General features: G+C 43.1%; 10 protein-coding genes and 1 rRNA gene. 1 reads left to right on the forward strand and 10 read right to left on the reverse strand.

The genetic code is table 11. The features are described 5' to 3' along the window. From FPZ44_RS16515 to FPZ44_RS16535, 5 genes are all read right to left on the reverse strand, one after another. A 16S ribosomal RNA gene (locus tag FPZ44_RS16515) occupies positions 1-219 on the reverse strand; the annotation flags it as partial. Positions 220-585: 366 nt separating this feature from the next. Then, positions 586-3,045, reverse strand: coding sequence for a glycoside hydrolase family 31 protein (locus FPZ44_RS16520; protein ID WP_144991892.1), 2,460 nt, complete (start codon positions 3,043-3,045; stop codon positions 586-588). A gap of 282 nt (positions 3,046-3,327) precedes the next feature. Next, positions 3,328-4,173: a sugar ABC transporter permease gene (locus FPZ44_RS16525; RefSeq protein ID WP_144991893.1), complete on the reverse strand. Its 846-nt coding sequence runs from the start codon at positions 4,171-4,173 to the stop codon at positions 3,328-3,330. Then, positions 4,170-5,510: a carbohydrate ABC transporter permease gene (locus tag FPZ44_RS16530; RefSeq protein ID WP_261378396.1), complete on the reverse strand. Its 1,341-nt coding sequence runs from the start codon at positions 5,508-5,510 to the stop codon at positions 4,170-4,172. Before FPZ44_RS16530 ends, FPZ44_RS16525 begins: the two co-directional genes overlap by 4 nt. 107 nt (positions 5,511-5,617) lie before the next feature. Further along, positions 5,618-6,901 (reverse strand): sugar ABC transporter substrate-binding protein, encoded by a 1,284-nt coding sequence (locus FPZ44_RS16535; RefSeq protein WP_144991894.1) that lies wholly within the window; start codon positions 6,899-6,901, stop codon positions 5,618-5,620. Positions 6,902-7,511: 610 nt separating this feature from the next. Here FPZ44_RS16535 and FPZ44_RS16540 point away from each other — a divergent pair. Beyond that, entirely contained in the window at positions 7,512-8,555 is a 1,044-nt protein-coding gene (locus tag FPZ44_RS16540; protein ID WP_144991895.1) for a LacI family DNA-binding transcriptional regulator, read from the forward strand. 151 nt (positions 8,556-8,706) lie between these two features. Here FPZ44_RS16540 and ligA read toward each other — a convergent pair whose 3' ends face one another. The 5 genes from ligA to FPZ44_RS16565 all read right to left on the reverse strand — a co-directional run bounded on the left by ligA (position 8,707) and on the right by FPZ44_RS16565 (position 17,088). Continuing rightward, complete coding sequence (ligA, locus tag FPZ44_RS16545) at positions 8,707-10,767, reverse strand: NAD-dependent DNA ligase LigA (RefSeq protein WP_261378397.1); 2,061 nt, start codon at positions 10,765-10,767, stop codon at positions 8,707-8,709. A 186-nt stretch (positions 10,768-10,953) separates the two neighbouring features. Next, positions 10,954-13,404, reverse strand: a complete 2,451-nt coding sequence (pcrA, locus tag FPZ44_RS16550) for a DNA helicase PcrA (RefSeq protein WP_144991896.1) — start codon at positions 13,402-13,404, stop codon at positions 10,954-10,956. Between the two features lie 71 nt (positions 13,405-13,475). Next, complete coding sequence (pcrB, locus tag FPZ44_RS16555; RefSeq protein ID WP_261378398.1) at positions 13,476-14,228, reverse strand: heptaprenylglyceryl phosphate synthase; 753 nt, start codon at positions 14,226-14,228, stop codon at positions 13,476-13,478. A gap of 493 nt (positions 14,229-14,721) precedes the next feature. Next, complete coding sequence (locus FPZ44_RS16560) at positions 14,722-16,128, reverse strand: undecaprenyl-phosphate glucose phosphotransferase (protein WP_144991897.1); 1,407 nt, start codon at positions 16,126-16,128, stop codon at positions 14,722-14,724. Positions 16,129-16,200: 72 nt separating this feature from the next. Further along, positions 16,201-17,088: a glycosyltransferase family 2 protein gene (locus tag FPZ44_RS16565; protein ID WP_144991898.1), complete on the reverse strand. Its 888-nt coding sequence runs from the start codon at positions 17,086-17,088 to the stop codon at positions 16,201-16,203. Positions 17,089-17,173: the final 85 nt, after the last annotated feature.

The raw sequence follows: 17,173 nt of genomic DNA on the forward strand, positions 1-17,173 counted from the left end.
TCCGTCTTTCTCTTCTCCCTCAGGCGAGGAAAAAGCCTATCCGGTATTAGCTACCGTTTCCGGTAGTTATCCCAGTCTTACAGGCAGGTTGCCTACGTGTTACTCACCCGTCCGCCGCTAACCTTCAGGAGTGCAAGCACTCCATCAAGTCCGCTCGACTTGCATGTATTAGGCACGCCGCCAGCGTTCGTCCTGAGCCAGGATCAAACTCTCCATAAAAGTGTTTGACTTGCTCATTTGTATTGCTGACGAGAATTAATTCTCATTGCTTTGTCATTTGTTCAGTTTTCAAGGAACTTGAAACATTCAACATTTTGTGTCGAACATTTATATATGTTATCAGAAACGATTTTGTCTGTCAATTCTTTTTTTCGACTCTTTTCAACAACATTTTGTTTAACTTGTTGTTTTTTGTTTCGTCGTCGAACTGACAAGAATTAATTTATCATGAATACAACTTTGTTGCAACTAATAAAATATTCCATTTTAACAAATAACTAATCTCTCCTACTATTTAAATCAAATAGAAGCCGCCTTATCACTCTCACGAAGGATAAGACGGCCTCTATTCAGGTTATTAATATACTATTTAAGAACAATTATTGCATCCAATAGAGAAGCGCTATCTTGGCACTTCACAACTACTTCTTTGCTTTCTACATTCCAAGACCAACCGCTAGCAGCTTGATTCAAAGCTTCCTCAGACAACTGTTCGCCAGCACCTTGCACTTGAGCAGGAGCTTCTGCAAGACCAATTACACGAACATTGATATGAGAACGTTTGGCCTCATAGCCTTGATGCTTATAATTCATTTGAATGCGAACGCTATCTGCACCTTGTTCAACTTCAGTGCTTACGATATTGTACGCGCCCTCTTCATATTTGTAAGTCAAGCCGTCATCTTCATACCAGTTAAGGTTGTAGTTGCCTGCTTCACCTTTCAAGTATACGCATGCTGTTACACTTGCGTCTTCAATCGCTTCACCTGCATATTGACGCAGAGATTCTTCCATACGAACGGAACCAGCACGTACATACAACGGCATTGTTTCGATTGGTGCATGTGCATGAATATGACATCCACCTTCAAGACGCTCACGTGTCCACTCGTCATACCATTCACCTGCTGGCAAGTAGACAGAACGCCATTCTGTGCTCGGACGATAGATTGGTGCTACAAGAACAGAGTCACCAACTAGGAACTGGTCACACAAGTTGAATGTTTCAGGATCGTTTGGATACTCAAGCACAAGCGGTCTCATAATTGGAAGACCTGTTTGAGAAGCCTCATGGAACCAGTGATACAAGTAAGGCATCCAACGATAACGAAGAGAAATGTATTCACGTTGAATGTTTTCGTACTTATCACCAAAGGACCACGGCTCTTGGCGTACCATGTCGATTGCGGAATGGTTACGTGCGAACGGGAAGAATACGCCCATTTGCGTCCAACGAGTCAACAATTCTCCACTTGTGTGGTGTGCAAATCCGCCGATATCCGGACCTGAGAACGGTACACCAGACATACCAAGGTTAAGCACCATTGGCATAGCCATAGACATATGCTCCCAGAAGCTGCGGTTGTCACCTGTCCATACAGCTGCGTAACGTTGAATACCGCTGTAACCAGCACGAGTTAGAACGAATGGACGATTGCCCTTCAATTCTTTTTTCAAACCTTCGAAAGTCGCTTGAGACATGTTCATTCCATACAAGTTATGAACTTCGCCATGCGTCTTGCGGTTTCCGTCGTTGCCATGAACGATTTCTGTATCCATTGTCTTCGTTTCGTTGAAGATCGCTGGCTCATTCATGTCATTCCAAATACCCTCGATACCAAGGTCCGTGTAGAAGCTTTGCTTCTCACCCCACCAGTCGCGAACACGTTCTTCTGTGAAATCAGGGAACGCACTTTCTTCTGGCCATACTTTACCGATATATAGTTGGCCTTCTGCGTATTTACAGAAGTAGTTGTTATCGATACCTTCCATATATGCTGGATATTTAGCGTCACGCTTAACACCTGGATCAACGATCGGAACGATGTGGAAACCCATCTCTTTAAGCTCTGCCATCATACCAGCTGGATCTGGGTAACGCTCTTCATCAAATGTGAACACACGATAGCCTGTCATGTAATGAATATCAAGATGGATAACATCACAAGGAATCTGTTTTTCACGGAAGGAACGAGCCAAGTTCATAACTTCCTCGCGGTTCATATAGCTATAGCGAGATTGATGGTATCCAAGCGACCATTTTGGAGGCAATGGCATACGACCTGTCATTTCTGTATATTGACGGATAACTTCTTTTAAGTCTGGACCTGCATATACGTACATATCCATATCGCCAGTGCGAGTCTGGATCATAAATGCATCTTCATGAACACGCATATCGAATACTGTGCGTCCTGGATTATCAAGGAACAAACCGTAAGCTTGACCTTGACGTAATACTGCCATCATTGGGATGGACTGATACAACTCTTCCATTTCAGGCACGTGTGGTGCGTATACGTCTGTATTCCACATTGTGTAGCGCTCACCGCGCTTATCAAGGAAGCCTGTTTTTTCGCCAAGACCGTATAGACGATCTTCAGACTCCATTGTAAGTTGTGCTGTGAAATCCCCTTGATGCTCAGCATGACGAATCAGGCTGCGCATTGCAAATAGCTTGCGGCCATTTTGCATCACGTCAAACGTTCCATTTTGACGATCGATATTCATCGTAAGTTCGCCATAAGTAACGAGGACCGTCGTTTCCGTAACACTATGCTTTAGCTGCTTCGCAGAAAGAGTGCCATCTTCTTGACGGTTGATCATCGCTGCAGATGTGCGCCAGTCTGGCTTGTTGCCGTAAAATACTTTCCACTGCATAACTTGTTCATTGATTGCTTTTACAGCTAGATTAAATCTTTCTCCCCACAAAATGAGAGCTTCACCTTGTACTTCAACTCGTGTAACACGTCCTAGAGTAAGACCACTTTTCACTTCTTGTTGACCTTTTGCATCTGGATGTATCGCTTCACTTGTATCCAACATGGTTGAGGCCTCCTTTCTCTCTATACCGAATCCATTCGTTTTTTTGTTAAAGCGGTTAAACATAACTATGGCATCATTGCTTATGATAATTGTGAATATTATTATTTTCCGATCGCCGATGCAGCCGAATGATTGATAACTGTTCGTCATGATAACATCCGACTGCAAACGATCATTGTCGTAACTTTTAAATCGGTAGTGATGTTCAATCGAGTACAGCCAGCTTTTTTCTAAACTGTTACTAAATCGTATTTGAGTTTCTTCTTATATGAAGAAATGAATTTATCCTTTGCTCGCTCCAGCCGTCAAACCTTCCACTAGGAAGCGTTGTAGGAACAAGAACAAGAGTGTAATCGGAACTGCGATCAGAACGGAACCTGCCGCAAACATCGTAAAGCTACTGGATGAGTTGTTTGCAACCATATCCCATAGTCCAACTGCGAGTGTCCAGTTCTCTTTCGTACGTAATACCATTCTTGCCAAGATAAAGTCTACCCATGGACCAACGAATGTAGTGAGTGCTACATACGTAATCATTGGCTTCGACACTGGTAACATAATTTTTGTGAAAATCGTCCAATGCGAAGCACCGTCAATACGAGCCGCCTCTTCTAAGCTCTTCGGAATCGTATCAAAGAATCCTTTGACGAGGAATACACCCAACGGTGCACCTGCCGAGTAAACCAATATTAATGCCAAGTGAGAATCCAACAAGTTAAGTTGATTCAACAAAATGTATATCGCGATGATTGACATGAAACCTGGGAACATCCCTAGTACCAAAATCGTTGACAGCACTGTTTTGCGCCCACGGAAACGGAAACGAGACAACGCATAAGCAGTCGTAATAACGAGACACAGTGCAATAATCGTGGTGCATATCGCAACCTTCAACGTATTCAAGTACCACTGCCCATACATAAACTGCTCAGATGTAAAGAGATTCACATAATGCTCGAGTGTTGGATTCCTTGGAATCAATGTATCACTGAAAATGGACGTCCCCGGACGAATGGATGACATTAGGATCCATAACGTTGGATAAAATACCGTCAGGGCGATTAGTCCAAGTAAGATATAGCTTAACGTCAGACGAATAATAGACTTTTTCTTTCTCCCCATCATCATTGGATCATATCCTCCTCTTGGAACGAACGCGTACGTCTATAATTCCAGATCGACAGAGATGCAACGATAATAAAGATGAGAATACCAATCGCAGCAGCGATACTGTACTTGTGATTATCGAGTGTCAGCTTATAGAGCCATGTAACAAGCAAGTCTGTGCTTCCTGCATATTGATAGTCACCATTAGCTGGTGCACCACCTGTCATCAAGAAGATAACGTTAAAGTTGTTGATGTTACCTGCAAATTGCATGATGAGAATTGGAGCTGTTGAGTACAATACCATCGGCATTGTAATAGCACGGAACTTCTGCCAAGCGCTTGCCCCGTCAACATCAGCTGCTTCATACAGGTCTTTCGGAATCGTCGTCAATACGCCTAATACAAGCACCATGGTTACAGGAACACCAACCCATGTATTTACTAACAGCACCGTTACTTTCGCCCAGAATGGATCAGACAGCCACGGCAGCTTGCCAAGGCCGAAGTAGGACAAGTATTGATTAATCGGTCCGAACTCGCCGTTGAACATGTTGCGCATAATCAAGAACGATACCATTTGCGGAATTGCATATGGAATGATGAAGATTGTACGCCACATTACTTTGAACTTGATACCTGCTTGCTGAATAAGAAGGGCAACGAGAATACCGCCGAAATAACAGCTCACTGTCGCTAGAACTGCCCAAATAAGTGTCCATGTAAGTACACCGTAGAACGTTTCACTCCACGTACCAAGTGTTAGCAAGTCTGAGAAGTTTTTAAAGCCAACCCAATCGACAAGATTACCTGGCGGGATATGACCCGGCATAGAATAGTTCGTGAACGCCAACATAATCATGAAAACGATTGGCATGATGGTAAAGAACAACACACCTGTAGCTGGAAGCGCAAGGAACAAATGTGCGAACTTATTTTCACCTACATACTGCAAGCTTTGAATAAAATTATTCTCTTGTCCACCATTCTCGATTGTCGTTCTAACACGATATGCATCACGCACCACCGTAACAAAGATCCAAATAAACAATAAGAAGACTAGTATGGTAATTAGACCTTCTATAATTAGAAATATAGAATGATCCCCATGTACCGTTTGCCACATCTTGCCGACTTTTACTCTTCCAGTTGGTGTATCGCCAAGTGTAACGAGTCCCCATACCGCTTGCGGCATCGCTGGAATCAGATACATCAACATCATAATCTCGGACGCAAGCAGTATCGCACCTTTAACGAACTGGCGATTGTAGAACTGTCCTAAGCCCCATACTAACGCGGACATAACAGCTGCACGTGTCGCCTTGCTAGTTGGCACCGCTTGCTTCATTGTAGTATCCATTAGGCTTCTCTCCTTTCCTATGTGCCCTCCTGCATAAACAGATCATGTTCATGATGAGAGGGAAAAGCCCAGAGAAACCTGTGCTGTTCTCCGGGCTTCCCTATCTATTATTGTTTGATTGCGTCTGTGATCTGCTTAACAGCACCGTCAAGAGCCTGTTTCGGATCTTTACCTTTATTCAATGCGTCACTGAATGCAGATGCCATTGGACTCCATACACTGTTCATTTCAGGAATAGCTGGCATTAAGTAAGAGTTTTTGAACTGCTCCAAAATAGCTGATGTGATTGGATCACTTGTTACTTTGGAATCTTTTGCTGCTTCGATGTTAGCTGGTACAGTACCTGTCATTTCGAACTCTTTCAATTGCGCTTCTTTGGAAGATGCGAATTCAGCATACAACTTAGCTGCATTCGGGAATTTCGTAAATGCGTTAACATACCAAGCTTTTACACCAGAGAAGGACTTGGATGGTTTACCTTGAATGGATGGGATTGGAGCAGCTCCGAAATCGATTCCGGATTTCTTCAAGTCACCAATAACCCATGGACCATCAACGCTCATTGCCAATTGTCCGCTTGTGAACAAACCTTTTTTAATATCAAACGTTACGTCAGATGTTTTCAAAGGCAATACTTGTTTAACAAAATCTTGTTGGAACTTCAAACCGCTAACTGCACCTTCGTTGTTCAAGCCGATATCAGCTGTATCTGTATCATTTTGACCAAAGATGTAACCGCCAGTGGAAGCGACCCAGAAGAAGTCAAAGTAGAAGTTACCCATTTCCCACATGAATGTGTATTGCTTCTTAGCTGGGTCATTCATCGTCTTGGAAAGCTCGATAACTTCTTCCATTGTTTTAGGAGCTCCGTTAGGAAGAAGCTTTTTGTTATAGAACATCAAATATGTTTCAATCGAACGCGGGTATCCATAAAGCATTCCGTCGTAGGAAGTTGCGTTAACGGACAATTCCGAGTTATTTTTGCGTGTTTGTTCTTCGTGATAGTCATTTGGAAGAATAAGTCCAGCTGATACTACACGACCCAAGTTATCATGCGGGAACATAAGAACGTCCGCACCGATACCTGCAGGACCGTCAGTTGTCAATTTGTTCGCTGTATCTCCACCGGATACTTCCTCGAACTTAACAGGAATACCGTATTTTGCTGTGAACTCTTTGTTGATCGCTTCAACGAACGGGCGAGCTTCTTTACTCTCCCAAACAACCAAGCTTGCACCCTCTTCAGGCTTCAACTCACCAGTATCACCAGTAGTCGCTTCAGTAGTTGGCTGTTCAGGTGCTGGCGTAGATGCCTTGCCCCCCAAAGAACATGCCGACAAAGTAAATACCATCATTGCAGATAACAACAGAGAAACCCATTTCTTTTTCATGTGCAGAAACTCCCTTCGTTCTGTATGCTGTGGTCCTTATTTCTGGCTTTCCTTCTAAAGCATGTTAGTGAAGGATGAAGCCCCTTGCTTGAAGAGGTTGTTCAACTCGTCCTCTTTGCGAACTCGTACGTAAAACGATATATCCGATCGTGCCCTGGTCTTCTTCACTTCTGCGCCATGATGATCAGTACTCAAAAAATGAGTTATCGGTATCTTGCAAGCTGGATAATATCCACACTCACAATACATATACTATTAGCATGTATTATAGGCTTACCTGTTTACCGCTAAAGTAATTCACCTTGGAGCTAACCGTCCTGAAGATCCCCTCTCCGATTAGTAATGTAGCTTTACTTCACGAGATCTTTACTGGCCAATCATTTTTTATGCAAACCTTTGCACAATGTTTTTTAAAAATAACCGCCTTCACTTGAAAGAGATTGTAAGCGGTTACTGTTTAATTAGTATACATCGGATTTTTTTTCTTGTAAATCGTTTGCATAAACTTTTTTTTTGACTATACTTGATGATGAATATCTAAAAACACTTTAACGAGAAACCTCTAACAGGTATACTCAAAACATATTGCTTCGAAATGAGGATCCAACCTATGGCTATTACTATTGTAGATGTAGCACTTAAGGCCGGCGTTTCACCCTCTACCGTCTCACGTGTCATTTCTAACGACTCGCGAATCAGTCAGAAGACAAGTAAAAAAGTTCGAAAAATAATGGAGGAGCTAGGCTATCATCCAAATATGATGGCTAAGAGCCTTGTAACAAAAACAACCCATAATCTCGGTATCATCTTGCCTCGCCCTGCGGAAGAACTGTTCCGCAACCAATTCTTCTCTGAAATTATTCGCGGTATCGTTACAAAAGCTGCTTCAAGTGGCTATGATGTGTTGATGACCACAGGTATTAATGCTGATGAAGAAGAAGCCGCAGTACGTCGACTTGTACAGGGACGTGTAGTTGACGGTATCATTATGCTGTCTTCCCGCCAAGATGAACACATCATTTCTTTTCTTAAAGATAGGAATTTCCCGTTCGTGCTTGTTGGACGCAGTGAGCATCATGCTGATATTATCTCTGTCGATAATGATAATGTAGCAGCAGCTTATGACGTTACCAAGAAACTGCTGGAGCAAGGTCATGAACGCATTGCATTTATGAGCGGACCTGCAAACTTGACAGTATCGAAAGACCGTTTTAGCGGATACCATAAGGCACTGCTGGAAGCAGGCTTTCCGCTTCGGAATGAGTACATCTGTGAAGCTGGATTCACTGCTGAATCAGCGTCTCAAGCGGCTATGGATCTGATGAATTTGAAAAATCGTCCGACTGCCATTATAACGATCGACGACGTAATAGCATTCGGTGTCATTCGTACGTTGTGGAACAACGGAATGTTAGTCCCTGAACAATGCAGTGTTGTTGGCTTTAACAATACGATTATGTCGGAGATGTGCCTTCCCCCTATTGCAAGCGTCGATATCGGCATTTATCAGATGGGTATTTCGGCTGCACATACGCTTATTTCAACGATAAAGGGCGAGGGCTACGGTCAAGCTCGCATTATCGTACCGCACCAGTTAATTTGGCGTGAATCTGTCTCTGTTCCAGATGCTTCAAATGTTAAAACAACCGGCTAATAAGTTCAGTTATGGGCAATGTAGTGCGTGTAATGAATTGTTTTCATACCACAATACGTATGCTGGTAACCCGCTGTACATGAATATCGCTTTGGCATGAATAAAGGCCCTATGTCTGCATTGTGGGATGCAGGCATAGGGCCTTTAGCATTTATTGACCAAGTGCTTCGTTTAACAGTCTAATGAGCTCATTCTCATCTGTGATGACAGGGATGCCAAGCTGCTCTGCCTTGGTGAGCTTGCTTCCCGCTTTCTCTCCTGCGATGACGAGATCGGTCTTCTTCGAAACGCTTCCTGTCACTTTCGCGCCACAAGCCTCTAACTTCGCTGTTGCATCATCGCGTGTAAGTTGATGCAAGGTGCCCGTAAGCACGACTGTTTTGCCAAAGAAGACAGATTCCGTATTTACTACTTTCTCTTCTTCAGCAGCAACTTGTGGTGCTACCCCGTGAGCCAGCATGCGTTCGATGCTGCTGCGCTGCAATGGATCTTGGAAAAATCCTACGATGCTGTCAGCAACGATAGAGCCGACATCTGGCAAGTTAACAAGTTCCTCTGGCGTAGCTTGCATAATTGCTTCAAGGCTGCGATAGTGATCCGCCAATACGCGCGTTGTTGTCTTACCCGTATTCGGAATGCCAAGCGCATTCAGAAACGCTGCCAACTCTCTTGTCTTGCTTACTTCGAGAGCTTGCAGTAAATTATTCGCCTTCTTCTCTCCAAAACGATTCAAGCCGACCAACTGTTCAAAAGTAAGTCCAAATAGATCGGCTGGATCACGCACTTCCAGCTCATCATACAATTGCTCTGCTGTCTTCTCGCTAAATGTCTCAATATCCATTGCATCACGGGAAGCGAAGTGCGACAGTCGAGCAACGATTTGCGGTTTACAACCAAGCTTATTATTACAGAACAGGTGAGCGCCGCGTAATTCTAATTCAGAATCGCACGCCGGACAAGTTGTAGGAAATACGATCTCTTCCCCTTCAGGCTCATCTGGCACCTTTCCTAATATTTCAGGGATAACATCATTCGAACGACGTATAAATACACGTGCGCCTAGTGCATGTTTCAAGTTCTTGCGCTCAATGTCTCCGATGTTGTTGAGCGTACAATTTTGCACAGTTACTCCGGCGAGTTCGACCGCTTCTACACGTGCAAGCGGCGTTACTTTACCCGTGCGTCCTACATTCCAGCTAACTGACTCTAAAATGGTAGATGTTTCTTCCGCTTCGAACTTGAACGCTACTGCCCATCGTGGGAACTTATCTGTGTAGCCAAGTACTTCGCGAGTTCGCATATCAGTAAGCTTAACAACAGCTCCGTCTATCAAGAAATCCAAGCTTGCTCTGCGCTCTTGAATACGCAACAGTTCTGCTTTAAGTTCGTCCATGCTTGAGAAATATTCAGCGTATGGATTGACTTTGAACTTATTGTCTCGTAAAAATTGCAGCATCTCCTGATGATCAGCAAATATCTTGCTTTCCGCATAGCCAATGTTATAAAAATAAGCAGATAGCTTGCGTGTCGCAGTCACTTGCGGGTTCAAGTTGCGCAGGGCGCCTGCTGCTGCATTACGAGCATTTTTAAGCGGTTCAGCTGCTGTCTCATTGTATGCTTGCAGGACAGACAAGTTCATAATGCCTTCGCCTTGCACTTCAATCGTTCCATCCTTATATGGAATCGTTAACGGCACGGATTGAATGGTCTTCACTTGTGGCAAGATTGACTCACCCATAACACCATTACCTCGGGTTGAGGCTTGGACAAGCTGTCCGTCCGTATACGTCAAGTTAAGCGTCAATCCGTCGAATTTCAGCTCGACCACGAAAGATGGATCTGGCAATTGCTTGTCAGGATTTTTACTATTGTAATCATTAATCAGCCTCAGTACGCGCTGGTGCCACGCCTCTAAGCTGTCCATATCCTGTGCTTTATCCAAGCTCCACAGACGAGCTTGATGACGATGCGGCTCGAAACCACTTAGCGTCTCACCACCAACCCGCTGCGTAGGAGAATCAGGCAGAACGATACCTGAATCTTGCTCTAGAGCGACTAATTCGTCATATAGCCGGTCATATTCTTTGTCGCTAACAATCGGGTTGTCCAACGTATAGTAGTGGTAATTGTATTGATTCAATTGTGCAATCAGCTGCTCCATACGCGTTTGCGTTGGCTCAGACAGTTGCTGGGCTTGTCGCCTCTCGTCCATCTGGGCATGCCCCTCTCATTAAGCTTTATAGCATTAATCATTGATTGTATTAAGATTTAGCCAGTAGCAGCTTACCACAGTCATGTTCCACCTCAAGACAAGTTGAAGCATAACAATGATGAACTAATATCCTCCCATTTACCTCATGGTGGATTCATCACATTTCACATCAACGTATAAAGGTAACTACACCTTCGTTACTGGCGCAAATGCTGCTAGCAAACGTTTAAGCCCTACAGGTGCTGGGAAAGCAATTTGCAGTTCTGTATCGGTACCTGTACCTTTTACAGAAACGATGACGCCTGTTCCCCACTTCGCATGAGAGACCTTGTCACCTGCTACGTATGAAGCATTACCGCCACCTGTTTCACGCGCTTTATCGAGCGGAGAGGTTACCTTAACTTCCGGCGCACTTGGACGCACTCCTTGTCCCGCTCCCATTGAGCTGGTACGGTTCGCTCCACCCGAACCAAAGCCACCAGATCGTGACTGACCTGGTGCAATACCTCCTCCTGCTCCATAGCCAACCGTACCGGATTGGGATCCGTTATAACCTAATCCACGTCCACCGTAAGCAGAAGCAGTTCCCTGACGGCCGTAACGGTCATATTGACCATAGCGGCTTCCTGACGGTGAAACATCCTCTTTCAAATGCTCCGGTATTTCATCTAAGAAGCGAGAAGGCTTATTAGCATTGGTTCGTCCAAAGAGCGTACGCGTACGTGCACAGCTCAGGAACAACTGTTTCTCAGCACGTGTAATCCCTACATAAGCAAGACGACGCTCTTCCTCTAACTCATTTTCATCGGTAAAGGTACGACTGTGCGGGAATACGCCTTCCTCCATACCGATAATAAATACAACAGGGAACTCCAAGCCCTTCGCACTATGCATCGTCATTAAGATAACAGCATCTTGCGGTTCGTTCTCATCTGCTTTGTCTCCAAGCGTATCAATATCCGCAATAAGCGCTAGATCCGTAAGGAAGGAAACAAGTGATTTGTCCTCGTTACGCTTCTCAAATTCTTGAGTAACAGACAAGAACTCGTCTATATTCTCTAGTCTCGCTTTGGATTCCAATGTATTTTCACGTTGGAGCTCAAGCTTGTATTCAGATAATTCAAGCAATTTCTCTGTCAGTTCTGTAACTGACAAATACTCTAACATACGATGCAGACTATCGATCATCGCGTGGAACTCACGCAACGCGTTCTTTGTCTTTGGCGCAATATCCAACATGTCCATATCTGTAATGACTTGCATCATGGAAACGCCTCGTGACGTAGCTGCTTCAGCAATCTTAGCCAATGTCGTCGCACCTATACCACGTTTCGGCACATTAATAATACGATCCAAATCAATATCACTGTCAGGATTGGAAACAAGCTTCAGGTAAGCGAGCAAGTCTTTAATCTCTTTACGATCATAGAACTTGATGCCGCCGACAATTTGATACGGAATATCTGACTTAATAAGAATTTCCTCGATAACACGAGACTGTGCATTCGTACGATATAAAATAGCGTGATTGTCATACGACATCCCACTCATCTGATTTTTCTTAATTTCCGCCGTAACAAAATAACCTTCATCATGCTCTGTATCTGCTTGATACATCTTGATCAGGTTGCCTTCGCCTGAGTCAGTCCATAATTTCTTCGGCTTGCGTCCTGTATTCAGCTTAATGACTTCATTCGCTGCGTTCAGGATATTTGCTGTGGAACGATAGTTCTGCTCTAGCAGAATCGCCGTTGCACTTGGGTAGTCTTCTTCAAAGTTCATAATATTTGTAATGTCCGCACCACGCCATCCATAGATGGACTGATCGCTATCACCAACGACACAAATGTTTTGATGCTGATCTGCTAGCATACGGCAAAGCATATACTGGGCACGGTTCGTATCTTGATACTCATCTACATGGATGTACTTGAACTTTTTCTGGTAATAATCGAGTACTTCTGGCACTTCACGGAATAAATCCGTCGTTTTCATAATTAGATCATCGAAGTCGAGCGCATTGTTAGCTTTAAGTCGTTTCTGATATGCTTTATACACTTTGGCTACAATACCTTCGAAATAATCTCTGGCCTTTTGCTCGAATCTACCCGGAGCGATAAGTTCATTCTTTGCTGAACTCATAACGGCTTGTACAGCTTTCGGGTCAAACTGCTTGGTGTCTATATTCAAATCCTTCATACAACCGCGGATAACCGAAAGTTGGTCAGAAGAATCAAGAATCGTAAAGTTGGATGTAAAACCAATCCGTTCAATATCTTTTCGCAAAATACGTACACACATCGAGTGGAACGTCGACACCCAAATATCGTGACCTTCTGGCCCGACTAACTTAGCTACACGCTCTTGCATCTCACGAGCTGCTTTATTCGTAAACGTAAGCGCCAGTATACTCCATGGAGCTGCCTTGCGTGTTGCAATTAAATAAGCAATTCGATGGGTCAGTACGCGTGTCTTACCTGAACCCGCTCCCGCCATAATAAGCAGCGGTCCTTCCGTTGTCTCAACAGCACGACCCTGCTCAGGATTTAGCTTCTTAATTGCAGCGTGGATATCCACGCTTAACTGAGGGTTCGGTCGTTTATTATCACTTCCAGATGATTGTAAAAATTCAAACATAATGCCGTTGCTCCTTTCTATATAAATAGGTTGTCCTGTTTAGCTTGATTTGTTCATTTCTCTTCTCTTTATTAAATATTATCCTCTATTGCGACTGCCTTCACTGCATTTACCGTAGCCAATGCCGCTGCCATATCTTCATAAATAATATTGCCTACAACAACGATATCAGCTGCTTCAGCGGCCTCCTGCGCTTGTTCTACAGTCGTAACGCCGCCTCCATAAATGACGAATGCCTGACTCATAGCTGTTCGGATTGCTTTCACCGCATCCATATCGCCAAATGCACCGCTGTACTCTACATATACAAGTGGCAGCCTCATCAACTTGTCCGCTACTTGAGCATAGGCCACAGCTTCTTTCTTCGTGAGGTTTGCCTTGGCTTCGCTCACTTTTGCCGCTGTACATTCTGGGTTTAGAATTAGATAGCCTTCAGGAATAAGAAGATCCCATGGCATCATATACCCGTATTGCTCAATTGCACGCTGATGCTGGCCTACCAACCAATCTGGATTCGTCGTATTAAGTACCATTGGAATCAAGTATGCATCGAATCCTGGAACGACAGCATCCAAATCGGATACTTCTTGAACTACGGGCAGTTCATAACGTCGAATACGTGCCATTAGGTCCACTGTATTGTCAAATGTTATGCCACTCGATCCGCCAACGATAATAGCATCTGTTCCTGAGAGACATACTTTATCTAATGCCTCATCACTGATTTCCTTATCAGGGTCCAGCTTAAAAACATGTCGCCATGATGGCAACTGTATATCATCAATTGCACTTCTATGTGCTTCTTGCTTTACCGAAGCTGTCACGTTGTTACCTCCACTCTATCCTTACACCTCGTTATTACAAGGCGAGCTTACACACGTAATGTCTGGCACAATTTCGCCCAATAAAATTAAGTCTAAGTGAGTACGTAGGGGGTGTCAATGTGAGTATGTGGAGGCATCAGAAAATGAAGATGTGTTATATACAAACTTCACGATATACGAATGTACGTTCTAATTTAATTGTATAAAAAATACTCCGCATTGTCACGTATGACATGTTAGACGGAGTATCATTCATCAAGCCATACATATGCTTATCCGCAAAATAGGTGAACACCATCTAGGTTAACCATCTCCATAGAAACAAAATGGTTACCCACAATAATAGACCTAGAAGTATGCCGTTCAACCAACCACGTCCAGTTGTACCTTCTTCCCATGAATCCGGTGCCTGCTTCATAAACGACCAACTCCCCTTCTTAAGAATGATATTCTCAGTCTGGGGAGTTTTTTCTTCGTTTTATACCTATTACGATTAATAAGCGTTTTTATTTACGAATCCATTCCAAATCGTCTTCCAAATAATTTTGATATCAAATAATAAGGACCAGTTCTCAATATAGAAAATATCGTGGCGGATGCGCTCTTCAATTGATGTATCTCCACGGAGGCCGTTACTTTGCGCCCATCCTGTAATTCCAGGTCTTACGTGATGCTTAACCATGTACTTCGGAATCTCTTCCTTGAACTGTTCTACAAAATAAGGGCGTTCAGGGCGTGGACCTACTACACTCATATGGCCAAAAAGGACATTGAAAAACTGTGGCAGTTCATCTAGACTCGTTTTCCGCAAAAAGCTTCCGAACTTTGTCTTACGCGGATCATTTTCCGTTGTCCATTGTGTATCTGCCGTATGTACCGTATCAACCCGCATGGAACGGAATTTGTACATGTTGAAATTTCTACGATTCAGGCCGACACGTTCTTGCTTAAAGATAATAGGACCACGAGAAGTTAATTTGATACCAATAGCAATTGCAGCTAAAACAGGTAACGTTAAAAGAATCGCTGTAACGGCAAATAAAATGTCAAAGCTTCGCTTAAATATACGATTACTCATTATATCTAATGGAATGTCCCTTACGTTAATGAGCGGCATGCCAGCAAAGTTGTCGAAGTATGGTCTAGCCGGTAAATAGTCAAAGAAGTCAGGAATAATCAACGTTCGTACTCCCGCTTTTTCACACACATTAATCAGTGTTGGAAATTTATGATGCACATCGAGTGGAAGAGCAATAATAACTTCATCGATAAGTTGCTTATTCAAAATGTCTTCCAGTTCATTCAAGGTTCCTAGTATCGGTTTGTACGCTTTTTCATCATCTCGATCCCATACAGCATGATCATCAAGGAATCCCACCACTTCGTATCCTAATTCAGGTGAATAGGATAAATTGGAATAGAATCGTTTCCCTAAAGAGCCCGCTCCAACAATAAGAATGAACTGTTTGTTATAACCCTTTTGTCTAACTGTACGCAACGTCAGCTTAACTGCATAACGGTACAAAATTGTCAGGAATGTAGCTGTGGTAACAAAGATAGCTAGATATTCACGAGAAATGTGAACTTCCTTCATTACGAACAACAAACCAAACAGTATAAACAAACTTATCACTTGAGTTTGAACGATACGTATGAGTTGGTCTGCAAATCGTTTCTTCCGATGGATCATGTACAGTGAAGTTAGAATACCAATTAGCAGAAAAACAAGTGCATATGCTCCAGACCACATAAGATAGCTGTTAAATGGAAGCGCCGAATCTCCATTCAACAGTCCACTCTTGAACTTGATCCACCAAGCGATGCCCATGGCAGCAGCGACACATACCATATCAAACAGCATATACATATTGGTTAAAAACCTTTGGTTTTTGCGAATCATATTGACCTCAACCTTATTTCAATGATTTACTTTCATTTCCTATTATAACGCAGTTCCCATGTTTACATAAAGTTATTTCTTATTTGTAAACAATGCCTTCGCCTTAAAACAGGTATTCAGTGCTAACGCTACTGCTGTCTTTACCACGATGCCTGTATACATAAATGCATTCACCCACCACGGATAATACTTAGCAAAGTTTTTCTTATGAAGAAGATAAATCGCTCTATGAAATTCATACGTAATTTTGTACGGCTTGTTGCGGCTACTAGCTCGTTTTAAATGAAGAATGGATGTAGCTGCGTGGTAATAGTTCACCCATCCTGCCTGCTGTATACGATAGCACCAGTCCACGTCTTCCCCATACATAAAATAATCCTCATCCAACATACCAACCTGTTCAATTGCTTCACGCCGCACCATCATAAATGCACCTACAAGGCAGTCAATTGGATACGAACCATTCTCGTCCAAGTCTCCACGATGGTAGGCATTATATTTCGGGCTATTTGGATAACGTTTTGAGATACCTGATACATAGTAAAATGTTGCTGCTGGTGTTGGAAAACCTCGCTTGCAAGCTTTGTCTAAGCTGCCATCAGGCAGTACCACTTTGCATCCTGCTGAACCAACTTTAGGGTTCTCATCCATAAATCGAATCATGATATCAAAAGTGTCAGGTTGTACAATTGTATCGGAGTTAAGTAGCAATACATATCTGCCCTTTGCAACATGCATTCCTTGATTATTAGCTTTGGAGAATCCAAGATTATCTTTATTTTCAATAAGATGAACACATGGATATTGTTGTTTCACCGCGACTACTGTATCATCCTTTGAAGCGTTGTCCACCAAGATGATTTCGTACGTATATTCAGTCTCTGACTCTAAGACGGAAGCTACGCAGTTCAAAGTTAATTGCTTCGTATTATAATTCACAATAATAATGGAAAGATCCATAAATATACTCCTTTACTTCAGCTACAATTAACCCTTAACATGAGTCATTGCTTGTACGTAACAGACTATTTTGATCACTTACTAT

It is taken from the genome of Paenibacillus agilis (assembly GCF_007786455.1).
In the GTDB taxonomy this organism is placed as follows: Bacteria; Bacillota; Bacilli; order Paenibacillales; family Paenibacillaceae; genus Paenibacillus_B; species Paenibacillus_B agilis.